Here is a 21,645-nt window from a genome sequence, read left to right on the forward strand (position 1 = left end):
ATTTGCATAAGCAACGGTCCAAGGACAGCCATAGGGGCCATCCGGTTTTCCCGTTGCGGCAGTTTATTCCATGTTTACACGCATTACCAGCGCCTTGCTGGTCGCCGGCCTCCTGGCCACGGCTGCTCCGGCCGCCCACGCTCAAACTACCGCCGCCAAAAAAGCCGCCGCGGCTAAAAAAGCTGCCGCCGCTAAAAAGGCTACTGCTGCGAAAGCTCCCGCCAAGCCGGCCACCAAACCCGCTGTAACACCACCCCCGGCGCCGCTTACCGAGTCCCAGGCCAGCGCTGGCATTAAAGAAGCCTTAAACAAGGGCATTCTGAGGGCCGTGGAGTTCGCCTCCGAGCCGGATGGCTTTAATGCCAACGACGACATTCACATTCCTTTTCCGGAAGATGCCATTCTGATGAAAACCACCCTGAGCAAGCTGCCCGGGATGAATACCATCATTGGCACCTTCGAAACCCAGCTCAACCGGGCGGCCGAGGCGGCGGCGCCCAAAGCCAAGGACATTTTCCTTAACGCCCTGGCCAACATCAGCATCCCTGACGCCTTATCGTTGGTTACCAACAGCTCGACTGATGCGGCCACCCAGTTTTTGCGCCGGGCCACGGAAGCCCAGCTCGTCACGGCGTTCAGCCCCGATATTCAGGCTGCCATCGACCAGGTCGGCGCTGGCAAAGCCTACGCTAAAATGACCAGCCAGTACAACCGCATTCCGCTGATGACCCCGGTGCAAACCGACCTTGCGGCCTACACCACGCAAAAAGCAGTCGACGGTCTCTTCATTCTGCTCGCCAAAGAGGAAAGCAAAATCCGCAAGAACCCGGCCGCCCGCACTTCCGATATCCTCAAGCAGGTATTCGGCCGGAAATAGGTTCTTGGTTTTTGGTGCCTGGTGCCTGGTGCTTGGTGCCTGGTGCTTGGTGCCTGGTGCTTGGTGCTTGGTTTTTTAAAGAAGCAAAAGGCCCCGCCTGAAGATTCAGGCGGGGCCTTTTGCATTTGAACGTAGTAGTGAGAGTATAAAGCGGGCTTGCCGATTTTGAACTGGTCTGGTCAAGGCTATGCTCTAACCTAGAGCAACCCGGCACCAAGCACCAACAACCAAGCACCAAAAACTAGTAGTCGTCGCTGTCGAAGCCACGGCTGCGGCCGCCGCGCCCGCTGCTGTAGCCCTCGTCGAGGTCGTCGTCCTCGTCGTCGGCGAAGTCGTCATCCTCGTCGTCGAGGCTGGTGAAGGCGCCGCGGTCGGCGTTCTCGGCTCGTTCGGCCTCCACAAACTCTTCTTCGGTCATGTTGGCCAGGTCCAGGGCTTCGTCGTGCGAGGAACCGGTGTCGGTCCACATCAGGTAGTCAGCATATTTGGCCGAGAGCCGGTCTTCCGAAGCACCAAGAGCCGTGGCGCCCCCTTTGGTGGCGTAGGTGTCCAGGTCATCGTCGTCGTCAAGCAGGTCATCGTCCAGGTCGTCGTTATCTATCATGGCCGGGGCGGAAATAAATTGAGGTGGAAAATTGATACTGTGGTGGCCGCGAAGATACGGGGCGGGGGCATCTACGGTTAATGAATAAGGTAAAAATTGCGGTCCAAAAAGCCCGCTCAGGCCTTGCTATTGGGCATCTGGGCTGACGCCTAGCAATGCTTCGGCCAATATACTAGTAAGTTGTGGGCCCGCAAAGCGCTCCCTACCGTGCCCGAATATTTTGATAATCCGTCACCAGCAGGAGCTCATCGCAGCAGGCGTACTCGGCCGGCACGTTCGAGCTGAGCAGCAGCGTGCGGCCGGCCCGGGTCGCCTGCACGTGCTCCTGGTACCAGGCCACGCCGGTGGCATCCAGGTTCGTAGTGGGCTCGTCGAGCAGTAGCAGCGGCGCGTCGGCGTACAGCGCCAGGCCCAGCTTGAGGCGTTGCTTCATGCCCGAGGAAAACTCGCGCACCAGCTGATGCCGCGACTTTTCCAGGTACATCAGGTCAATCAGGGCCTCCGCGCTCACTCCCGGCCGCAGCGCCTTGAACCGGGTGTGGAAGTGCAGCATTTCGCGCAGCGTCAACTCTTCCAGCAGCTCCAGGTAGGGCGCGGCATAAGCCAGGTGACGCGGGAGGTCTTCCACCGCCACCGGCCGGCCGGCCAGGGTGTAGGCTAACTTGCCCTCGGTGGGCAGCAACTGCCCCGAAATCGTATTCAGCAGCGTGCTTTTACCGGCGCCGTTGGGCCCGAGCACGGCCGTGGCGCTACCGGGACGGAAAAGGTGCGTGAGGCCCCGGAAAATCCAGTCGCGCTGGAAGCGCTTGCCCAGGCTCGTGGCCGTAATCTGCATGGTGGGCGGGGGCTATTCAGCCTCGCTGTCCAGGTCGGGCCGCTCGCGCTTGGGGCCTTTGATGATGCCCCGGGTGGCGGCCCGCACGAAACTCACGGCCAGGTCGCGCTCGGTCGATGGTGGGATTTCGGCCTCAATGCGCGCCAAGGCATCCTGGGTGTTCATGCCCCCCAGAAACAGTAGCCGGTATAAGTTGTGCAGGCCGTTGATCTGCTCCTCGGAGAAGCCGCGCCGCCGCAGGCCCACCGAGTTTATGCCGGCGTACGTGAGCGGCTCGCGCGCGGCTTTCACGAAGGGCGGAATGTCCTTGCGCACCAGCGAGCCGCCCCCCAAAAAGGCGTGGGGCCCAATGGTCACGAACTGGTGGATGGCCGAGGTGCCGCCCAGGATAGCCCAGTCGCCTACAGTGACGTGGCCGGCAATCTGCACCGAGTTGGAAATCACGCAGTGGTTCCCGATGATGCAGTCGTGGGCGACGTGCACGTAGGCTTGCAGCAGGCAGTGGCTGCCCACCACGGTGCAACCCCGGTCCACGGTGCCGCGGTTCACCGTTACGCACTCCCGCAGCACGGTGTGGTCGCCAATGACGGCCGTTGTCTGCTCGCCGGCAAACTTCAGGTCCTGGGGGACGGCCCCAATAACGGCGCCGGGAAATATTTGGCAGTGCCGCCCGATGCGGGCCCCGCTCATAATGGTCACGTTTGGCCCTATCCAACTGTTCTCTCCAACTTCGACGTCGGCCGCAATGGTCGTAAACGGTTCGACGGTTACGCCCGACGCAAGCCGAGCTAGGGGATGAATATGGGCGAGGGGCGAGATCATTCTTAATAGGGGAATTAAAAATTAAGAATTAAGAATTAAAAATTAGGAATGACTCGCGGTGGGAAGCGGGCGACATCTTTAAATTTTAAGTCTCAATTTTTAATTAAAAAACTAAGCGTCTTTGCGAACAATGGCGGCGCTCATTTCGGCGTCCATGACCACCTTGCCATTTACAAAGGCCTGGCCGCGCATTTTGGCGATGCCGCGTTTAATAGGGGCCAACAGCTGGCAGTGGAAGAGGATGGTGTCGCCGGGCAACACTTTTTTGCGGAAGCGGCAATTTTCAATACCCAAGAAATATTGCCAGTAGTTCTCGGGGTCGGGTACGGTATTCATCACCAGGATGCCGCCGGTCTGGGCCATGGCTTCGACCTGCAGCACGCCGGGCATGATGGGGTTACCCGGAAAATGACCCTGGAAGAAGGGCTCGTTCATGGTCACGTTCTTCACCGCCGTCACCATGTGGTCGTCGAGGTGAATGATTTTGTCGATCAGCAGGAAGGGGTAGCGGTGGGGCAGCACCTGCATGATGCGGTTGACGTCCATCACCGGCTCGCGGTTGGGGTCGTACACCGGCACCGGGTTGGTCCGGGCTTCGAGCATCTTCTTCTTGATGCGCTTGGCAAACGCCACGTTGGCGGCGTGGCCGGGCCGGGCGGCCAGAATCTGGCCCTTCAGCGGCCGGCCCACCAGCGCGAGGTCGCCCACGAGGTCGAGCAGCTTGTGGCGGGCCGGCTCGTTTTTATGGCGCAGGTCCACGTTGTTGAGAATGCCCTCCTTCTTAACCGACACGCGGGGCTTGCCCAGCATCTTGGCCAGGTCGTTGAGCTCGTCGTCGGTCACCACCCGGTCGACCACCACGATGGCGTTGCTGAGGTCGCCGCCGCGGATGAGGTTGTTTTTGTAGAGCATCTCCAGCTCGTGCAAAAAGCAGAAGGTGCGCGAGGAAGCAATCTCCTCACTGAACAGGCCGATGTCGGTCAGGGTGGCATGCTGCGAGCCCAGCACCGGCGAGTTGTAGTCCACCATCACCGTCAGGCGGTAGTCGGACAGGGGCAGGGCCGCGATTTCCACGCCGCGGGCATTGTCGACGTAGCGAATGCTTTCCGGAATTTCGTAGTAGTTACGCAACGCGTTCTGCTCGGCCAGGCCCACCGTATTCAGCGCCTTGATGAACTCGGCCGAGGAGCCGTCCATAATGGGCGGTTCGGGGCCCGAAAGCTGAATCAGCACGTTGTCGAGCTGCAGGCCCACCAGGGCTGCCAGGGTGTGCTCCACGGTGTTGATGCGGGCGCCGTTTTGCTCGATGGTGGTGCCCCGGCTCAGGTCCACTACGTTGTCCACGTCGGCATCCACGATGGGCTGGCCGGGCAGATCCACCCGCTGGAACTTGTAGCCGTGCCCTACCGGGGCGGGGCAAAACGTCATGGTCGCTTCCACGCCCGTGTGCAAGCCGACGCCGCGTACGGTAACGGGCGCCTGAATGGTGTGTTGCTTGTCGTTCATGTTGCTGGTTGTCAGTTGTTAATCGTTCGCCATCGCTGCCCAGGGCCTGTAAAGCCGGGCAACTGACAACCAGCAACTGACAACTAAGAGGCTGCAAAGCTAGGGCTTTTCCGTCGCGTTTTGCGCCTTCTCCAGGCGCTCGACGCGCTGCTCCAGTTCGGGCAGGCGGCGGAAAACGATTTGGGCCCGTTGATTCTGCTTGAAGTCGAAGGCCGTAGAGCCCTGTAAAATCTGCCCCTCTTGTTTCACGGATTTGCCCACGCCGGCCTGCGCGGTCACGGTGGTGCGGTTGGCCAGCGACAAGTGGCCCGCCAGGCCCACCTGGCCGGCCAGCACGCAGTGGTCGCCCACTTTCGACGAACCGGAAATACCGGTTTGCGCAGCCACTACCGTGTGGCGCCCGATTTCGACGTTGTGGGCGAGCTGCACGAGGTTATCGATCTTGCTGCCCTGGCCCACCCGGGTTGAGCCCAGCGTAGCGCAGTCGACGGTGGTATTGGCTCCGATGCTCACGTAATCTTCGAGCACCACGTGGCCGATTTGCGGAATGGCCTTGTAAGAACCGTCGGGCTGCGGGGCGAACCCGAAGCCATCGGAGCCAATCACAGCCCCCGCTTTGATGACGCAAAACTGCCCGATAACCGTATCGGGGTAGATTTTGGCGCCGGCGTGGACAATGGTGCCCGTGCCAATCGTCACGCGGTCGCCGACGTAGGCGTGCGGGAAAATCAGCACGTTCTCGCCCAGCTTGCAGTGCTCGCCAATGTAGGAAAACGCGCCCCGGTAGTGCCCAGGACCTATTTCGGAGGTTTCGCCGATGTAGGAGGGCTGCTCAACTCCGCGTTTGCCCGTGCGGGTGGCCTGGGCATAGAATTCTAGCAGCCGGCTGAAAGCCGAGTAGGGGTCATCAACCCGGATCAGGGCGGGGCCAATGGCTTGCCGCAACTCCAGCGTGCGCCCCACAATGACGGCGGAGGCCCCGGTCTCGTACAAAAAAGACTCGTATTTGGTGTTCGAAAGGAAAGTGAGCGAGCCGGTTTGGGCTTCTTCAATCTTAGCCAGGCTGGAAATAGGCTGGGTAGCATCGCCTTCCACGGTGCCGCCGAGTACTTCGGCGATTTGCTGAATGGTAAATTCCATACGGCAAAAGTAGGGCCGAGCCTTTGCTCCGCCTAAGCGGCCGAATAGTTTGCAGTCGAGAGCAGATTTCCGGCTCCACCACAACTGCTTGTCAGTACGGCGGGCCGGCGCTCCGCTGCGGTGATGAGCGGTTTATTTCGAAGTATGGCAGGGCCTTACCGGCGCCAAAGTCCGAGCCGGCACCGTCGGCACCAAGCCGGCGGTGCGGGGGCGCCGCCCTACACGATTTCCTTGGGGTAGCAGATGTAGAACTTCTCTACCCGCTTGCTCAGGGCGCGGATGTTGGGCAGATCGGAGGCTTCCATCACGTTTACTACCGCGCCTTTCTTGGTCAGGATTTCAATGGGTTCCTGGCTTTCCGCGTTGTAGGCGCTGTTGCTGAGGCGGCCCGAAATCATGAGCAGCTCGGCTTCGGCGGGGGGCAGGTCGAATTTTTCTTCAATCAGCTCGCGGATGCCCAGGCGGAAGTCCTCGTCGAAGGGCTCGGGGGCCAGCACAATTTTCAGCAGGTTGCGGTGCAGGATGCTCTTGGCGAGGTAGCTGAGCACTTTGTCGGGGTGGTGGGCCCAGGTTTTAATGGCCGACCAGATGTCGTAGTCGTCGAGCTCGACGAAGTGGTTGAGGATTTTGTCGTCGCCCTCAAACTCGGTCAGGCTGACGGCGCGGCCCAGGAAATAGCTCAGGCAGCGGTTGGCCGGCACGTCGGCCCCCTGGCGGGCCAGGTCACGGGCCCGCTGCACCACCCGGATCACCATTTGCTCGGCGCTGGTCACGGTTTTGTGCAGGTACACTTGCCAGTACATCAGCCGTCGGCTCACCAGAAAGTTCTCCACCGAGTACACGGCTTTCTCTTCCAGCACCAGCCGCTCGTCGTGCACGCGCAGCATTTTGATGAGCCGGTCGGCCCCCGGCCGGCCTTCCTCGACGCCAGTGTAGAAGGAGTCGCGATTGAGGTAGTCGAGCCGGTCCATGTCGAGCTGGCTGCTCACGAGCTGATGAAAAAACGGCCGCCCGTAGCTGCCATCGAACATGGCAATGGCCAGGGTGAGCTTGCCGTTGAACTCCGCGTTCAGCCGCTGCATCAGAAACAGGGAGAGCCGTTCGTGCGGCACATCCTGAAAAATGGCCGTTTCCAGGGCGTGGGAGAGGGGGCCGTGGCCTACATCGTGCAGCAGAATGGCCGCCAGGGCCGCCTCGCCCTCGGCCGCGGATATCTTAACGCCTTTATCTTTTAGCGTGCGCAGGGCCAGCGACATGAGGTGCATGGCGCCCAGCGCATGATGAAAGCGCGTGTGCAAGGCCCCGGGATAGACAAAACCGGTGAGCCCCAGCTGCTGGATGCGCCGGAGCCGCTGAAAGTAGCGGTGCTCGATCAGGTCGAACAGCAACTCGGTCGGGATGGTAACGAAACCGTAAACCGGGTCGTTGAAGATTTTCTTCTTATTCAAGGGGCTTGGGGGCTTCGGGACTTGGGAACTTGGGGTTTTCGGCTGTATTGACAGATTCTGGAGCGGCTTTCATTTTCTGGTGGTACGCGGTTAGCATACGGCGGAGCCGGCCAATGTTATCGAGCAATGTTTCTGCTTGCGCTGGTTCGAAAAAATCAGCCCTTGGGCTACCAGCACTTCTGATTCCAACTCGCTGGCCGAGCCCATGGCAATAACGATGAAGCGCAATAGCTCGGCCCTTGAGTTACGGCCACAGCCTTCGGCAATGTTGTGGGGAACGGAGTTTGCAGCGCGGCGCATTTGGCTGGTCAGGCCGAATAATTCGTCTCTGGGGAAACTTCGCGTCATCTGATATACTTGCAATGTCAGGGTGTAGCCTTCCTGCCAGATTCTTAGCTTGCGAAAATCGAACATGGCAGGGAGTGAACTGCGGCACAAGAGCGGCTGGTGAAAAGCAAGAGACAACATTTGTAGCCGTTGTCCGTCAATGACTGAGCGCGAAGCTACGGCGTACCGTTGAGCCAACGGATACAATCTAGGCAGCGCATAGCCGTTACCCGAATGAAAACCAATATCCCAAGTCCCCAAGACCCTAAGTTCCCACTATGCAACAAACCACCATTCTCTGGGCCGACGACGAAATCGACTTGCTCAAGCCCCATTTACTCTTTCTCAAAGAAAAAGGCTACGACGTAACGCCGGTAAACAGCGGCGCCGATGCCATCGAGCAAATTCAGGAGCAGAGCTACGACCTGGTGTTTCTTGACGAGAACATGCCCGGGCTCACCGGCTTGCAAACGCTCACCGAAATCAAAGCCATTCGCCCCACGGTGCCCGTGGTGATGATTACCAAGAGCGAGGAAGAGCACATCATGGAAGAAGCGATCGGCTCAAAGATTGCCGATTACCTCATCAAGCCCGTTAATCCCAGCCAGATTCTGCTCTCCGTGAAAAAGGTGCTCGACAACAAGCGCCTGGTGAGCGAAAAAACCAATTCGGGCTACCAGCGCGACTTCCGCCAGCTGGGCATGCAGCTTTCCGACCGTCTCACGGCTGCCGAGTGGGCTGAGGTGTACAAGAAGCTCGTGTACTGGGAGCTGGAAATCAACGAGACCGAAGGCAAGAGCATGGCTGAGGTGTTCAACATGCAGAAGGATGAGGCCAACACGTACTTCGGCCGGTTCATCACCGAGAACTACGAAGACTGGGTGCGGGGCGACGACCGAGACGCCCCGCTTATGTCGCACCAGCTGTTCAAGGAGCGGGTATTCCCGACGCTGAAAGCCACCGGCGACACGCCCGTGTACTTCGTGCTGATCGACAACCTGCGCTACGACCAGTGGAAGGTGCTCGAACCCATCATCAGCGAATTATTCACGGTGGATAGTGAGGAAATGTACTACGCCATTCTGCCCACCACCACGGCCTACGCGCGCAACGCCATTTTCTCGGGCATGATGCCCAGCGACATTCAAAAGAAATACCCCAACCTGTGGGTGAACGACGACGACGACGAGGGCAAAAACATGCACGAAGCGGAGTTCATGGAAATCAACTTCCAGAAGAACAACCAGAAGGTTAAGCACAGCTACAACAAGGTGACCAACCTGCAAGCGGGCAAGGATTTGCTGGGCAAGATGAGCAACCTGCACAATAACTACAAGTGCAACGTCATCGTCTATAACTTTGTCGACATGCTCTCGCACGCCCGGACCGACATGGCCATGATTCGGGAGCTGGCGGCCGACGAGTCGGCCTACCGCAGCATTACCCGCTCGTGGTTTCTGCACTCGCCGCTTTACGAAATGATGCAGCAGATTGCCGAGAAAAAGGGCAAGCTCATCATCACCACCGACCACGGTACCATCCGCTGTAAGCGCCCCTACAAGATTGTGGGCGACCGCAACACCAACACCAACCTGCGCTACAAGCACGGTAAAAACCTGGGCTTCGACGATTCACGCGACGTGTACGTGGTGCGTAAGCCGGAGAGCATTTTCCTGCCGCGGGAGAACGTGTCGACGGCCTACGTATTTACGATTGGCGATTATTTCTTCGCCTACCCCAACAACTACAATTACTACGTGAACTACTACAAGGACACGTTCCAGCACGGCGGTATCTCGCTCGAGGAATGCATCATTCCCTACGTGACGCTGACGGCCAAAGGCTGAGCGCAAAGTTCCGCGAAGTGAGAAAGGGGAGTCTCGCAAAGGTTGACGTTCTGCCAAGCTTTGCGAGACTTCCCTTTTCTTACCTCCTCGATCTGGCCCCCAACTGGCGCGGGTTTAGCGCAGCGTAACTCGTGCCGACCATCCGGGCGAGGCTGTGCCTCGCAATAGAACGAGCTAGTAGTACGGCACCTCACGCAAGCTTGCCGCTTTGTGGCAGGGGAGGCGCAGCCTCCCATCAAGGCTAGTCACGAGTTACGCTACGCTAAACTCGCGCCAGGTTGTCCAGTTGGATTGATCGGGGGTAAGCTTCCACAAAAAGCCCGTCGCGCAAAGTAGGAATCTTTACTTTGCGCGACGGGCTTTTTGTGGTGTGAAACCTCGCTATCGCAGCTTATCCAGTGCCGCCCGCAGTCGTGGCAAGGCGGCCTGAATGGATTCGACCGTCTCGGCCCCCACGGAGGCCCGGAACCACGGCGCCGAGCCGGGCGAGCCAAAGGCGCTGAAGGGCACCAGCGCCAGCTTGGCTTCGGAGATCAGGTAGGAGGTGAGCTCGGCCGTAGAGGCCAGCACCGTGCCATCGGGGGTAGTGCGGCCCAGCATGTCGATTTTGATCGTGAGGTAGATGGCCCCGGCTGGCGCCACGGCATCGACGGGGTAACCCTCGGTTTTGAGCGCTTGCAAGCCCGCGAAAAGAACCTCCAGGGAATGCTGCAAGCGGCTTTTCATGCTGCTCAGGTACTCGTCGACGGCCGCGGTTTCGGGAATAAAATGGGCCGTCGCAACCTGCTCGGCTTTGGGCGCCCAGGCCCCCATGTGGCCCAGGATGGATTTCATCTGGTTGATAATGGCCGCGGGGCCGAAGCCATAGCCCACGCGCACCCCCGTAGCGGCGAAGCACTTGGAAATGCCGTCGATGTAGATCACGTAGTCGCGCATTGCGGGGCGTAGGCTCACGGGGTCGTAATGTTGGGTTGCGCCGAAAGTGAGGAGCCAGTAAATCTGGTCGTAGAGCACGTAGAGGGGTTTTTCGTCGGGGCCCCGGCGCTTATTCTCGGCAATTACCAGGTCGCAGATCTCTTCCAGGCCAGCGCGGGTAAACACCGTGCCCGTGGGGTTCAGCGGTGAGCACAGGGCCAGCAGCGTCGCGCCGGCCACGTGCGGAGCCAGGTCGGCCGCCGTGGGCATGAAGTTGTTTTCGGCCCGGGTGGGCACCGCCACGGGCGTGGCGCCGACGAGGTGGCAGTAGTGGTTGTTGTTCCAGCTGGGCAGCGGGAAAATTACCCGGTCGCCGGGGTCCACGAGGGCCCGGTAGGTAGCGTAGATGAGCGGGCGCGAGCCGCCGGCAATCAGCAAGTTATCGGGACTGTATTCCAGGCCCTGGCGGGTTTTCAGAAAGGCCGAAACCTGCTGGCGCAGCTCGCCCAGGCCGGCGGCGGGCGGGTAGTTCGTATGCCCGGCCTGGTAAGCCCGCGTGATGCCATCGTTCAGGCCCGCGGGAATGGGGAAAATCTTCGGGTCGAAATCGCCAATGGTCAGGTTGCAGATATTGGCGCCCTGGCGCACCTGCTCGCTTACCTGGTTGCCAATACGAATGATTTCCGAGCCGCTCAGGCCGGCCGCCATTTTAGATACTTGCATGGAAAAAACGGGAATGAAACGCCGCAACGGCCCACGAAGGTATTTCAGCGCCGCCGAATCGGCCCGGTGCTAGCCCGCGCGGCGCTTCTCGTCTTCGGCGCCGCCCGCCCGGCGGCGCGTGGGGGCTACCTTCTGGTTGCCAAAGCGGTACGTGAAAGTCAGGGTAGCCACCCGCGAGTCGAAGCGCTGGTAGAAGCGCTCCTGGTAATTGTCGTAGGTCGACGTCGCCCGCGTTTTCTGGGTGTAGAGGATGTCGGCTACGTTCAGCTTCACGTTGCCTTTGTTCTCCCACAGGCTCTTCGAAAGGCCGGCCGTTAGCTGGCCCTGCGGCCGCAGGTCAAAGAAGCCGTAAATCTGGCGCGACTGGTAGGTGCCCGTAAGGTCGGCCCCCCAGCCGTGGCCCAGGATGAACGTGCTGTTGGAGGTGAAGTTGAAGGCCGGCCGGCCTTTGTCGAGCGCCGTGCCCGCCAGGTTGCCAACGAAGCGGGCGTAGTACCCCACGACGTTGGTGTTGGTGCTCCACCACTTAAAGGGTTCGAGCTGCGCGCTCAGGGTGAGGGTGTAGGTGTCCTGGCGGCTAAGGTTGATGTCGCGGGCCACCACAAAATTGCCTGGGCCGGGCGCGGGCTGCACGGCGTTGATGATGGGCTTATCGGTGATGGACCAGGCCAGCTCGGTGGTGAACTTCTGCTTAAAGGTGTGGCTCAGCTCCAGGTTGTAGCTGGTTTGGGGCAGCAGGTTGGGGTTACCCGAGCCGTAGGTGGTGGCGTCGATGTAGGCGCGGAAGGGGTTGAGCTGGTTGTAGGTGGGCCGGTCGATCCGACGGCTCAGCGACACCGCCACCTCGTGGTTATCGCTGAGGCTGCGCTTGAGGCCCGCGCTGGGAAACAGCTGTACGTAGTGGCGCGGGGGAAATGGCTCGTCGCCTACTTCCTGGCTGCCCGTCGCGTTGGTTTGCTCGGCCCGCAGGCCGGCCGTGAGCGAGCCTTTGGCCAGGCTGTGGGTGAACGTGAAGTAAGCGGCGTTCACGTTCTCGTGGTAGCGGAAGTGGTTGGATTGATTGCGGTCGATGGTGGTTTGCTCGTTCTGGGTGATGGTAAAGAGCACGTTGTTATCCGAGCTTACCAGGCTGGTTTTAAGCCCTGCTTCGAGCTTGGCCCGTTTCGAGAGGGGCTGGGTGTAATCAGCTTTGAACGACTGGATGGTGAGGGTGCCGCGCTGGTCGCCTTCGAGAATGACGGGCCCTTGCACGGGCAGATCGAACGCGGTGGTCAGGGTTTGCAAACGGGTGCTGCTGTAGCGGGCGTAGTCGGCATCCGCCGTCAGCTCCCGGGCGCCGAGCGAATCCGCGAAGACGTGCCGGAAGTTGAGGTTGGCCGCCGCGTTGGGAAAGCGCAGGTCCCGCTGGTTGGTGGCCTGGTAGCGGCGCACGGGCACGTCCGCAGCATCGGCTTGCACGGCGGCATTGGTGCCGTTTTGGGGTACGTGCACCGCTTGGCCGTTCACCGACAGCCCCACGGTGGTGCGCTCCGACACGCTGTAATCAAACCCGGCCTTGTAGGTGTGGGCATAATTACGAATGCCAATAAAGTTGTCCTGGTCGCTGCGCCCCACAATGCGCCCGCCTTCGAGAAAGTCGCGGTGGATGGTCAGCGCGTTGAACATTTCACGGTCGGCGTAGCCATAAGTGCCGAACGCGTTGATTTTACCGCGGCGATGGTTCAGCGTCAGGGTGGTGTTGTACTTGTTGTATTCCCCGCGGCCGTAGCTGACGCTCAGGTTGCCGTTGGTGCCCTGGCGTTGGTCTTTTTTGAGGTTGATGGCGATGATGCCGGCCCCGCCCTGGGCATCGTACTTGGCCGGCGGGTTGGTGATGAGCTCGATGTTCTTGAGCTGGTCGGCCGGTAAGTTGCGCAGGTAGTCGGCCAGCTCGGTCCCCGTCATAGCCACGCGCTTGCCGTCGATGAGCACCAGCACCCCCTGGCGGCCCTTCAAATTCAGCGCGTCGCCCGCGCCGACCGTCACGCCCGGCGAGCGGGTGAGCACGTCGAGCGTGGTGGAGCCGGCCGAGAGGGGGCTATCTTCCACGTTCACGATGGTGCGGTCGGCCTGCCGCTCAAACAGGGGCTTGCGGGCCGTCACGGTCACTTCCTTCAGGGCCGTGGCCGCGCTGGCCTGTAAGGCAATAGCAGGCAGCGTCAGGCCCGCCGCCGGCAAGTCGAATGGGGCGCTCCAGTACCGCTCAAAGCCTACCTGCGCGGCCGAAACCCGGTACCGGGCCCCACTGGGGGCTTCTATTTGGAAGTGGCCCTGGCCGTCGCTAAACTCGGTTTTTATCACCGTCGAATCGGCGGCCCGGTGCAGGGTAACGGTAGCAAACTCGACCGGCGCGCCCGTGGCGCTTGCTACCGTTCCCGTAAGTGCCGCCCGCGACTGGGCGGCCGCGGAACCAGTAGAAATCACCCAGCCAGCCAGCGTAAGTAGAAAGAAGAAAGAGCCCCCAGGGCCATGCAGAGAAAAGGTGCGGGACATAATCATTAGCGCTTAAGTTGGGCTAATGACTATTGGCGTTTGCCGCCGTTGCATCGGAAGCAGTTAGGGGGCTCACTGCCCGGCGGCGCGGCGCAGCTCGTCGTCGGCCCCGGCGGCGCGCTTGCGGGCGGCGGCAACCTTGCTGTTACCGAAACGATAGGTAAAAGCCGCCGTGACCACCCGGTTGTCCAGGCCCCGGTAAAAAGTCTCCGTAAAGTTGTCGTACGTAGAGGTGGCGCGGATGGGCGTGGTGTAAAAAATATCGGCTACGTTCACTCGCAAGGTGCCCTGCTTGCCCCAGACGTTTTTTTGCAGGCCCGCCGCCACCTGCCCGCGCGCCTGCGTAAGCTGGAAGCCTTCAACCTCCCGCGACTCGTACAGGCCATTCAAATCTGCCGACCAGCCGTTCGGCAGGGTGAAGCTACTGTTGGCCGTCAGGTTGCAGGCGGCCCGGCCCCGGTTAAGGTTCGTGCCGACCAGGTTGCCCACGTATTGACTGTAGTAAAACACGCCGTTGGCGTACAGCGTCCACCATTTGGTGAGTTCCAGGGGAGCCGTCAGGGTAAGAGAGTAGAAGTGCTGGGTGGTCAGGTTCACGGTGCGGTTGACCACCAATCGGCCCCCATCCGGCGAAGGCTGCACCACCAATACCAAGGGCTGGCTGGTGCGGGCGTAGCTGAGCGCCGTGCTGAATTTCTGGCGATACGTATGCGTCAATTCAACATTATAGCTGGTTTGGGCCACCAGATCGCGGTTGCCGGCGCTGTACGAAGTGGCGTCGAGGTAGGACCGCAGCGGGTTCAGCTGCGCATAGCTGGGCCGGTCGATGCGGCGGGCCACCGCCAAAGCCAAGGCGTGCCGCGCGTTGAGCGTGCGCCCCACGGTGGCACTGGGGAAAAGCTGAAGGTAGTGCCGGGTCCGGGAGTCTTCGCCCGATAAATCGGCCCGGGTGTTGGTTTGCTCGGCGCGCAGGCCCGCTTGCAGCGTCATGCCGGGGGCCGTGCCGCGTAGGTTGACGTAGGCGGCATTCACGTTTTCACGGTAGCTAAACTGACTGGACAGCAAGGGGTCGAACACGGCGGGGCCGCCCGCCGACCGATAGAAGGCCACGTTGTTGTCGGATGTAACCTGAGTTACTTTCACCCCGGTTTCCAACCGAGCCCGGTGGGGCAGGGGCCAGCTGAAATCCGCCTTCAACGCGCCGATGCTGAGCTTGCTGCGCTGGTCGCCGCTGAGCAGGGTGGCGGGCCGGGCCGGCTCGTGGTAATAGGTGTTCAGCGCCAGCAAGCGGGTGGTGTGGTAGCGGGCGTAGTCGGCATCAAACGTCAGGGAGGGGGCCGTGGCCGAATCGGCAAAGGTGTGGCGCAGATTCAGGTTGACGGCCCCGTTCGGCCGGTCGATGTCCGAGGCGGCCGTGCCGGTGTAGTGGTCGGTGCGCTCCCCATTGGCGCCAAAGAATTGCGTGTCGTTCGTGTTGTCGGCATCGGTCTGGCTCGCCAGGCCCGTCAGTGCCACGCCCACGAGGGTGCGCTTCGAGAGCGCGATATCGAGCCCCAGCTTGCCACTGTGCGAGAGCAGGTGCGAAAGCTGCTTATTGGCCAGCACGCTGCGGCTCTCGGGCAATTGCGGGGTGGCAAAATAGCGCCGGTTGAAATCGAGCCGCACGAAGCCCCGCCGGTCGGTATAGGCGTAGTTGCCGTAGGCATTAACCTTCTTGTGGCGGTGGTTGAGCGCGAATCCGCCGGTGAATTTGCCGTATTCTCCGCGGCCGTAGCTGGCATTGACACTGCCGTTGGTGCCCTGGCGCTGGTCTTTTTTAAGGTTGATGGCGATGACGCCCGCGCCCCCCTGGGCATCGTACTGGGCGGGCGGGTTGGTAATCAGCTCGATGCTTTGCAGCTGCTCGGCGGGCAGGGCGCGCAGGTAGTCGGCCAGCTCAGAGCCGGTCATGGGCTGGCGCTTGCCGTCGATGACGACGAGCAGGCCCTGCCGGCCGCGTAGGCTCAGGTTGTCGCTGGCATCTACGGTTACGCCGGGCGAGCGGCCCAGCACGTCCAGGGTCGTGGTCCCGGCCGAGAGGGGGCTGTCGGCCACATTCACGACGGTGCGATCGGCCTGCCGCTCAAACAGCGGCTTGCGGGCCTTCACGGTCACCTCCTTCAGGGCCGTGGCCGCACTGGCGGTCAGGGTTACGGTCGGCAACGTCATTCCCGCCGTGGGCAGCTCGAACACCGGGCTCCAGTACCGTTCGAAGCCGACCTGCGCCACCGACACCCGGTAGCGCCCGCCCGCGGCCCCATCCAGCTGAAAAGCACCGCGCGGGTCGCTAAACTCCGTTTTTACCACCACTGAGTCGGCCGCGCGGTGCAGCGTGACGGTTGCAAACTCAACCGCGGCTCCCGACGGGCTGGTCACGGTGCCGCTCACGGCGGCGCGCCCTTGCGCGAGGGTCAGCAACGGGGTAGTTAGCCAGAGACTTAGCAGCAGCAATCGTACGAAGGGGGTAGGCACGAAGCCGAGCCGAGTGACGACAAAGTAGGGCATGTAACAGGGACTGGGTAGAAATCAAACCATCTTATGCACTGGTCCGCGCCAACCGCTGGGCGAGTGGAGCGCGCCGGGGTCATAGGGGTAAAAAAGCGTACAGTGTTTTAGTTGAGCACGTTAGCCAACATGATAGGCCGTAAAGGTGGGGCAAAAGCCCGGATTATCCAAAAAAAGGAATATGCTTTTGCGGGGCAGCCGGTAATTTCGCGTCATGTTTCCCCTAACCATCTCCGTACCCACCCTAGCCGATTTGCCCGCCGCGGCCACCCAGTTGCAGGGTGCCCTGGCTGCTTCAGGATGCCGGGTGGTGGCGTTCGAGGGCGAGATGGGCGCGGGCAAAACCACCCTCATCCGGGCCTTGGCCGCAGGGCTGGGCGTCGCCGACGAGGTGAGCAGCCCCACTTTTGCCCTGGTCAACGAGTACCGCGACGCTCGCAACCAGCCGGTGTATCACTTCGACTTTTACCGCATCGACTCAGTTGCGGAAGCCGAGCGCATGGGGGCCGCCGAGTACTTCGATTCGGGGTATCTTTGCTTGGTGGAATGGCCCGCCCGCGTGGCGGCGCTGTTGCCCGGGCCCCGACTGGAAGTGCGCATCGAAGTACTGAACGCCGAAGCCCGGGAGATTGAATTAAAAATTAAAAATTGAGAATTAAAAATTATTAATCGATATGTTATTGATGATATAATTGCTTTCTATTTTTTAATTTTTAATTCTCAATTTTTAATTTTTGATTTATTTATGGCCGAACAGCTTCCTTCTGGTTTTGAGTCTCTGGCGACGAGCCGCGCCTATTTTACGCAGGAGTCGATGCTGGCCGTGGAAACGCGCAAACGCAAGCTGTTCATTGGTTTGCCGCGCGAAACCTCGCTGCAGGAAAACCGCATTGGCCTCACGCCCGAAGCCGTGCAGCACCTGGTGAGTGCCGGGCACGAGGTGGTGATGGAAGCCGGGGCCGGGGAGCCCAGCAAGTATGCCGACCACGCCTATTCCGAAGCCGGCGCCCAGATTGCCTATTCCACCGAGGAAGTTTACAAAGCCGACGTCCTGCTGAAGGTAGCCCCGCCCACGCTCGACGAAATCGAGCTGCTGCATCCCAACCAAACCCTGATTTCGGCCCTGCAAATGGGTTCAATGACTCAGGAGTACATTGCCGCGCTGGCCCGCAAAAAAATCAACGCTATCGGCTTCGAGCTGATGAAGGACCCCAGTGGAGCCCGGCCGGTGGTGCGCGCCATGAGCGAAATCGCGGGCTCTACGGTCATGCTCATCGCGGCCGAGTATCTGGCCCGCTCCAACGAGGGCAAAGGCATTATCCTGGGCGGCATCACCGGGGTGCCGCCGTCGCAGGTGGTTATTCTTGGGGCCGGCACGGTGGCCGAGTACGCCGCCCGCGCCGCTACCGGCCTGGGCGCCGAAGTGAAGGTGTTCGACAACCACCTCTACAAGCTGCGCCGCCTCAAGCACAACCTGGGTATGCAGCTCTATACCAGTACGCTGGATACGTTTGCCCTCGGCCAGCAGATCCGCCGGGCCGACGTCGTCATCGGCGCCCTGGCCGTGGAAGACGGCCGCATTCCCTTCATGGTGCCCGAAGAAATGGTGGCCAGCATGTCGCCCGGCTCCATCATTATCGACGTGAGTATCGACCAGGGCGGCTGCTTCGAAACCAGCGAGATGACCAGCCACAGCAGCCCCGTCTTCCGCAAGTACGACGTGATTCACTACTGCGTGCCCAACATCGCCTCCCGCGTGCCCCGCACCGCCACCAACGCGCTGAGCAACATCTTCACGCCCATCCTGCAGGAAATTAGCCAGCAAGGCGGTATTAACGAAGTGCTGTTCACCAACGAGCACTTCCGCAGCGGGGTGTATATCTACCGCGGCTCGCTGACCAATGCCATGATTGCGAAAAAATTTAATTTGCGCTACAAAGAGTTGGGGCTGCTGATTGCAGTGCGAAATTAGCTCTGGGTCAGGCCGCCCCGTGCCGGTAGCCGGGGCTTGGTTGCTGCCGGAGCTTTATCCTCGGGCTATGGCGTATAACTTTCTTACTCCCAGCGACCACGCGGCTTTGGTCGCTCGTATCCGGGCTCTCCGGCCCGATAGCCCGCGCCAGTGGGGGAAAATGACGGCTGGGCAGATGCTGGTGCATTGCGCCGACCAGCTGCGCGTGAGCCGGGGCGAGAAGCCGATTACCTCGGTGCGTATTCCGGGCTTCCTCAAGCCCTTGCTGAAGTGGCTGCTCGTTTCGCGGCTGAAGGAATTCAAGCCGGGAACGCGCACCATAAAGGAATTGGCCGCCGAATCGGGGATGAGCGCCCCCACCACGTTTGCGGCCGACCAGGCCGCTCTACTGGAACTGCTGGATCCCGCTTGCTATGCACCGAGTGGCGTGGAGCACCCATTATTTGGACACCTCACCGCGCAGGAGTTCGGCGAAGTAAGCTGGAAACACCTCGACCACCACCTGCGGCAGTTTGGGGTTTAGGATGAGCTGCCCTCAATGGCCGCCTGGAATGGCAGGATAAGCACAGCTATCGGCATTCTGTTGAAATAAGCGAGCCGCGGGCTACTCGGTATGTTTGCCAAAAATGCCCGTGCGCTCGCTCCATGAATTTGCTAGTTGACTAAACAGCCTCCAATTCCAGTTCCTCCACTTTTTTCCGTTCAGCCTTTATGGGTGAGCTAGGTTGAGCGAGGCGGATGGGCGCGGGCGAGCTAACTACCGGAGGAGCCGCGGGAGGTTGCGGCAAGCCCGTAGCGACGGCGGCTTGCGTGGCGGCCTCGGTCTGCCAGCGGGCCACATCCTGGGCGGTGTACTTAGTCCAGACTCCTTCCCGAAAGCCAGCTAGGAACAGGGCCAACAGCGCGAATAAAATACCAAACATCATAGCTTGTGTATGCGGTAGACACCTTTTAGATGACAAACGGTGCTTTTAACCCAAGAACGCCCAAAAGGTTGCTGTCCATCGTTTGGTAGCTTCTGGGCTCGGTTGATTGAATGAGACTTTCATCTGAAATTCTTATATTCCACCAGTTCTTCTAGGGCGTAAGAAAGTTTCATTGTATGGCTCATAGCGTTAGAATAAACGTTTGATAGTCATGAGTATTTGGTTTTAATAAGGGGCGTCAGCGGTTGCGTTGCCAGGCCGCAGGCGGGTTGGTGCGCCCGACGCGTCGAGTAACATTACTTTTTTTTTACCATTCACGCATGACTGTTTTATCGACTGCTGACCGTCCGCGACTGGTTGGTTCCTCAGGCTCCGGCTCAGTAGCTGGATTTGTCTGGTCTTGGCGGGCTTGTTTGGCCAAGCTGAAGGCCGGCGTTAAGGTCCCGGGCCGAACGAAATGAGTTCAGCCTGTTGGTAAGAGAAGTAGCTGATGCCTGCTTTGGGTGAGCGCTATTCCTAGCTGCGCGTCTGTGCCAGCAGCAATACCTTCCAGGCTTCCGGTAACTGTCCCTGCGCCAGCAGTTGCCGACCCAGTAGCAGGAGTTGTTGCTTCGCCTCCGGGGCACCGCCAGGGTATTTATCGAGGATATACGCCACCATCGGCTCCGTTTTAAAGGCTTCTACTGCTTCGGCCGTGGGCAAAGCCGACGATTCAATGTTGGCCAGGCGGCCCAGCTCATTGCCGGTCAGCACGTCGGAGTTGCGGATGAAGTCGGGCAGTTGGTCGATGCCGATGCCGATGTGGCGGTTAGGCTTGGGCACTTCGAAGAGGCTGGCGCCGCTGGCGCGGCAGTACCAGTCGCCGCCGAGGCGGGCCACGGCGTCGAGCTTGAAGGGATCGATGCCGGTGGCGTCGGGCAGGAGGATGTCGTGGCGGAAGTGGGCGCGAACGACCCGGCAGATGACCAGGTTGCCCGCCCCGTTGTTGTGGCCCAGCTCGATAACTTGGTCCACCACGCACTCAAAGGCGGCCGGAGCCTCGGCCACGCGCGGGGGCCGCACCTGCTCCGAGGCCAGTTCGGTTAAGCCGGCCTTGGTGAATTCGTTGACGCCCTTCTCGTATTCGGTGCTGGCCAGCGACATCTGCTCGACCAGCGCAAAATCGCAGATGTTAATGACGACTTCGGGCACCTCGCGGATGTTCTGCAGCGTGTGCTTCTGGGAGTTGTCGCGCACCCGGTTGGCGGGCGAGAACACGAGAATGGGCGGATTAGAGCTGAAGGCGTTGAAGAAGCTGTAAGGGCTCAGGTTTACCCGGCCGGCGGCGTCGATGGTACTGGCGAAGGCGACCGGGCGCGGGGCCACGGCCCCCACCATAAAGGGATGCCATTGGCTGGGTTTGAGGTCGGTGGGGGTAAGGGAGTGAAAGGCGGACATGAAGCGAGAAGAAAATACGGACGGGGGCGAAAAGGTGACAGGACTACCAAGCAAGCTCACCCGACCTCATATGCCCCCTGCGGGGTCGTATCCGGTAGGGCCCGCCCTACCGGGTACGACCCCAGTTCGCTTGATGCGCGAAGCCTCTGCAGAGGGGAACCAAGTGACTCGGAGACGAAATGGGAGCTTATTAGGAAGCGAGAATTTGTTAAAGTAGCATAGAGTTGAAGGCAGGCTTCTTCCGCCAAACTTACCTTCGGCTTCGCAAAAAAAGGTTACTTAGGTTACCGGGCGGCCAAAGCTGTGGCTGGCGCAATGCGCATTTTGTGGGCCGCGGGCTGGGCTTGCTGCCGCGGTCGTGCGGTCCAGAGTACTTGAGTTGAGTAGGGTGGGGCCGTGTTGCGCGGGCTGGCTTTAGTCAGTGTTGTGAATTAGAATAGTTCAAAATTATCAACATAGGTGAAATGCGATTAAAGCCGCATGAGTTGGGTGGTGAAACAGGAGGCGGGGTGATTTGGCTAGCTGATACGTATTAAATTGATTGCCAAAATAAATAGCTGATCGGTTCAGGCAAACTTCACGCTTTTATTCGCTAAATAGATATAGATTTGCTGATCATCTATAGCTTCTACCTCCCTTGTCGACTATGGCCCCAATACAGGCTCCCGCTTGCCCGAAATGCGAATCGAAAGAAGCCACTAAAAGTGGGGTAGTGAACGACCGGCAGCGGTTTAAGTGCAAGCACTGTGGCTACCACTACACGGTGGCCAAAGTAGGTCGGGAAGTGAGCCCGTACTACGTGGTGAAGGCCTTGCAGCTTTATATTGAGGGGGTGGGGTACCGGGAAATAGAGCGCTTGCTCGGTGTGAGCCACGTGAGTGTGATGAACTGGGTGAAGAAATACGGGGTGCGGGCCCCGCGCCAAACCGACTATCACCCCACGTACAAGATATTCAACCAGAGCGAGCTGGCCGCATTTTTTCAGGTGCCGGGCAATTTAAAAGGCGCGGGAATGATCGTCACCGAGTTGGGTGATAAGTTCATGGTCATTCGCTGGGAGCGGTTTCGAACCGCGTAAAGAGCGGGCCCCGGCCGAAAGGCTATAGAAGTTAGCAAAAGTATAGCGCCTGGGTAGCAAAGGATGGGTTGAGACTGCTAATTAGCTGCTGCAAAGTCTGGCGGGTACGGGC

At 60.2% G+C, this 21,645-nt stretch carries 18 protein-coding genes; 6 read left to right on the forward strand and 12 right to left on the reverse strand.

The window, feature by feature from the left end; all coding sequences use genetic code 11:
• The first annotated feature begins 70 nt into the window (after window positions 1-70).
• Window positions 71-877 carry a DUF4197 domain-containing protein gene (locus IC235_RS08560; protein ID WP_191004757.1) on the forward strand — a complete coding sequence of 269 codons (807 nt, stop codon included), beginning with the start codon at window positions 71-73 and terminating at the stop codon, window positions 875-877.
• A gap of 241 nt (window positions 878-1,118) precedes the next feature.
• Here IC235_RS08560 and IC235_RS08565 read toward each other — a convergent pair whose 3' ends face one another.
• The 7 genes from IC235_RS08565 to IC235_RS08595 form a co-directional block, all read right to left on the reverse strand.
• Complete coding sequence (locus IC235_RS08565) at window positions 1,119-1,481, reverse strand: hypothetical protein (RefSeq protein ID WP_191004758.1); 363 nt, start codon at window positions 1,479-1,481, stop codon at window positions 1,119-1,121.
• Window positions 1,482-1,683: 202 nt separating this feature from the next.
• Window positions 1,684-2,316, reverse strand: a complete 633-nt coding sequence (locus IC235_RS08570) for an ABC transporter ATP-binding protein (protein WP_191004759.1) — start codon at window positions 2,314-2,316, stop codon at window positions 1,684-1,686.
• 12 nt (window positions 2,317-2,328) lie between these two features.
• Window positions 2,329-3,138, reverse strand: a complete 810-nt coding sequence (lpxA, locus tag IC235_RS08575) for an acyl-ACP--UDP-N-acetylglucosamine O-acyltransferase (RefSeq protein WP_191004760.1) — start codon at window positions 3,136-3,138, stop codon at window positions 2,329-2,331.
• A gap of 111 nt (window positions 3,139-3,249) precedes the next feature.
• Complete coding sequence (locus tag IC235_RS08580) at window positions 3,250-4,644, reverse strand: bifunctional UDP-3-O-[3-hydroxymyristoyl] N-acetylglucosamine deacetylase/3-hydroxyacyl-ACP dehydratase (RefSeq protein ID WP_191004761.1); 1,395 nt, start codon at window positions 4,642-4,644, stop codon at window positions 3,250-3,252.
• Window positions 4,645-4,743: 99 nt separating this feature from the next.
• The gene (gene lpxD, locus IC235_RS08585; RefSeq protein ID WP_191004762.1) at window positions 4,744-5,784 is read right to left on the reverse strand and encodes a UDP-3-O-(3-hydroxymyristoyl)glucosamine N-acyltransferase; all 1,041 of its coding nucleotides are present in this window, start codon (window positions 5,782-5,784) and stop codon (window positions 4,744-4,746) included.
• 218 nt (window positions 5,785-6,002) lie between these two features.
• Window positions 6,003-7,232, reverse strand: a complete 1,230-nt coding sequence (locus IC235_RS08590; protein ID WP_191004763.1) for an HD domain-containing protein — start codon at window positions 7,230-7,232, stop codon at window positions 6,003-6,005.
• Window positions 7,233-7,322: 90 nt separating this feature from the next.
• Window positions 7,323-7,646 (reverse strand): four helix bundle protein, encoded by a 324-nt coding sequence (locus tag IC235_RS08595; RefSeq protein WP_223847146.1) that lies wholly within the window; start codon window positions 7,644-7,646, stop codon window positions 7,323-7,325.
• A gap of 191 nt (window positions 7,647-7,837) precedes the next feature.
• On the opposite strand from IC235_RS08595, the gene porX reads away from it, so the two are divergent.
• Complete coding sequence (gene porX, locus IC235_RS08600) at window positions 7,838-9,406, forward strand: T9SS response regulator signal transducer PorX (protein ID WP_191004764.1); 1,569 nt, start codon at window positions 7,838-7,840, stop codon at window positions 9,404-9,406.
• Between the two features lie 381 nt (window positions 9,407-9,787).
• Here the strand turns inward: porX and IC235_RS08605 are convergent, their stop codons facing one another.
• The 3 genes from IC235_RS08605 to IC235_RS08615 all read right to left on the reverse strand — a co-directional run bounded on the left by IC235_RS08605 (window position 9,788) and on the right by IC235_RS08615 (window position 16,120).
• Window positions 9,788-11,044, reverse strand: a complete 1,257-nt coding sequence (locus IC235_RS08605; RefSeq protein ID WP_191004765.1) for a pyridoxal phosphate-dependent aminotransferase — start codon at window positions 11,042-11,044, stop codon at window positions 9,788-9,790.
• 69 nt (window positions 11,045-11,113) lie between these two features.
• Window positions 11,114-13,576: a TonB-dependent receptor domain-containing protein gene (locus IC235_RS08610; RefSeq protein WP_191004766.1), complete on the reverse strand. Its 2,463-nt coding sequence runs from the start codon at window positions 13,574-13,576 to the stop codon at window positions 11,114-11,116.
• A gap of 72 nt (window positions 13,577-13,648) precedes the next feature.
• Entirely contained in the window at window positions 13,649-16,120 is a 2,472-nt protein-coding gene (locus tag IC235_RS08615) for a TonB-dependent receptor (protein WP_191004767.1), read from the reverse strand.
• Between the two features lie 214 nt (window positions 16,121-16,334).
• Between IC235_RS08615 and tsaE the strand changes: the two genes are divergently transcribed.
• The 3 genes from tsaE (at window position 16,335) to IC235_RS08630 (ending at window position 18,615) form a co-directional block, all read left to right on the forward strand.
• The gene (gene tsaE, locus IC235_RS08620; protein ID WP_191004768.1) at window positions 16,335-16,772 is read left to right on the forward strand and encodes a tRNA (adenosine(37)-N6)-threonylcarbamoyltransferase complex ATPase subunit type 1 TsaE; all 438 of its coding nucleotides are present in this window, start codon (window positions 16,335-16,337) and stop codon (window positions 16,770-16,772) included.
• Window positions 16,773-16,865: 93 nt separating this feature from the next.
• Window positions 16,866-18,092 carry an alanine dehydrogenase gene (locus tag IC235_RS08625; protein ID WP_191004769.1) on the forward strand — a complete coding sequence of 409 codons (1,227 nt, stop codon included), beginning with the start codon at window positions 16,866-16,868 and terminating at the stop codon, window positions 18,090-18,092.
• A 67-nt stretch (window positions 18,093-18,159) separates the two neighbouring features.
• Complete coding sequence (locus tag IC235_RS08630) at window positions 18,160-18,615, forward strand: DUF1569 domain-containing protein (RefSeq protein WP_191004770.1); 456 nt, start codon at window positions 18,160-18,162, stop codon at window positions 18,613-18,615.
• Window positions 18,616-18,754: 139 nt separating this feature from the next.
• Here the strand turns inward: IC235_RS08630 and IC235_RS08635 are convergent, their stop codons facing one another.
• Complete coding sequence (locus IC235_RS08635) at window positions 18,755-19,018, reverse strand: hypothetical protein (protein ID WP_191004771.1); 264 nt, start codon at window positions 19,016-19,018, stop codon at window positions 18,755-18,757.
• Between the two features lie 516 nt (window positions 19,019-19,534).
• Window positions 19,535-20,455: a flavin reductase family protein gene (locus tag IC235_RS08640; protein WP_191004772.1), complete on the reverse strand. Its 921-nt coding sequence runs from the start codon at window positions 20,453-20,455 to the stop codon at window positions 19,535-19,537.
• A 646-nt stretch (window positions 20,456-21,101) separates the two neighbouring features.
• Here IC235_RS08640 and IC235_RS08645 point away from each other — a divergent pair.
• Window positions 21,102-21,533, forward strand: coding sequence for an IS1/IS1595 family N-terminal zinc-binding domain-containing protein (locus tag IC235_RS08645; RefSeq protein ID WP_191004773.1), 432 nt, complete (start codon window positions 21,102-21,104; stop codon window positions 21,531-21,533).
• Window positions 21,534-21,645: the final 112 nt, after the last annotated feature.

The sequence above is a fragment of the Hymenobacter montanus genome (assembly GCF_014699115.1).
Taxonomy (GTDB): Bacteria; Bacteroidota; Bacteroidia; order Cytophagales; family Hymenobacteraceae; genus Hymenobacter; species Hymenobacter montanus.

What these genes read in the sequence shown, in the direction of transcription:
- IC235_RS08560 (WP_191004757.1), top strand. Translation starts at nt 71, where the DNA reads ATGTTTACACGCATTACCAGCGCCTTGCTGGTCGCCGGCCTCCTGGCC.
- IC235_RS08630 (WP_191004770.1), top strand. Translation starts at nt 18,160, where the DNA reads ATGGCGTATAACTTTCTTACTCCCAGCGACCACGCGGCTTTGGTCGCT.
- lpxA (WP_191004760.1), bottom strand. Translation starts at nt 3,138, where the DNA reads ATGATCTCGCCCCTCGCCCATATTCATCCCCTAGCTCGGCTTGCGTCG.
- IC235_RS08605 (WP_191004765.1), bottom strand. Translation starts at nt 11,044, where the DNA reads ATGCAAGTATCTAAAATGGCGGCCGGCCTGAGCGGCTCGGAAATCATT.
- IC235_RS08635 (WP_191004771.1), bottom strand. Translation starts at nt 19,018, where the DNA reads ATGATGTTTGGTATTTTATTCGCGCTGTTGGCCCTGTTCCTAGCTGGC.
- IC235_RS08570 (WP_191004759.1), bottom strand. Translation starts at nt 2,316, where the DNA reads ATGCAGATTACGGCCACGAGCCTGGGCAAGCGCTTCCAGCGCGACTGG.
- IC235_RS08625 (WP_191004769.1), top strand. Translation starts at nt 16,866, where the DNA reads ATGGCCGAACAGCTTCCTTCTGGTTTTGAGTCTCTGGCGACGAGCCGC.
- porX (WP_191004764.1), top strand. Translation starts at nt 7,838, where the DNA reads ATGCAACAAACCACCATTCTCTGGGCCGACGACGAAATCGACTTGCTC.
- IC235_RS08610 (WP_191004766.1), bottom strand. Translation starts at nt 13,576, where the DNA reads ATGTCCCGCACCTTTTCTCTGCATGGCCCTGGGGGCTCTTTCTTCTTT.
- IC235_RS08640 (WP_191004772.1), bottom strand. Translation starts at nt 20,455, where the DNA reads ATGTCCGCCTTTCACTCCCTTACCCCCACCGACCTCAAACCCAGCCAA.
- IC235_RS08580 (WP_191004761.1), bottom strand. Translation starts at nt 4,644, where the DNA reads ATGAACGACAAGCAACACACCATTCAGGCGCCCGTTACCGTACGCGGC.
- IC235_RS08595 (WP_223847146.1), bottom strand. Translation starts at nt 7,646, where the DNA reads ATGTTCGATTTTCGCAAGCTAAGAATCTGGCAGGAAGGCTACACCCTG.
- tsaE (WP_191004768.1), top strand. Translation starts at nt 16,335, where the DNA reads ATGTTTCCCCTAACCATCTCCGTACCCACCCTAGCCGATTTGCCCGCC.
- lpxD (WP_191004762.1), bottom strand. Translation starts at nt 5,784, where the DNA reads ATGGAATTTACCATTCAGCAAATCGCCGAAGTACTCGGCGGCACCGTG.
- IC235_RS08615 (WP_191004767.1), bottom strand. Translation starts at nt 16,120, where the DNA reads ATGCCCTACTTTGTCGTCACTCGGCTCGGCTTCGTGCCTACCCCCTTC.
- IC235_RS08565 (WP_191004758.1), bottom strand. Translation starts at nt 1,481, where the DNA reads ATGATAGATAACGACGACCTGGACGATGACCTGCTTGACGACGACGAT.
- IC235_RS08645 (WP_191004773.1), top strand. Translation starts at nt 21,102, where the DNA reads ATGGCCCCAATACAGGCTCCCGCTTGCCCGAAATGCGAATCGAAAGAA.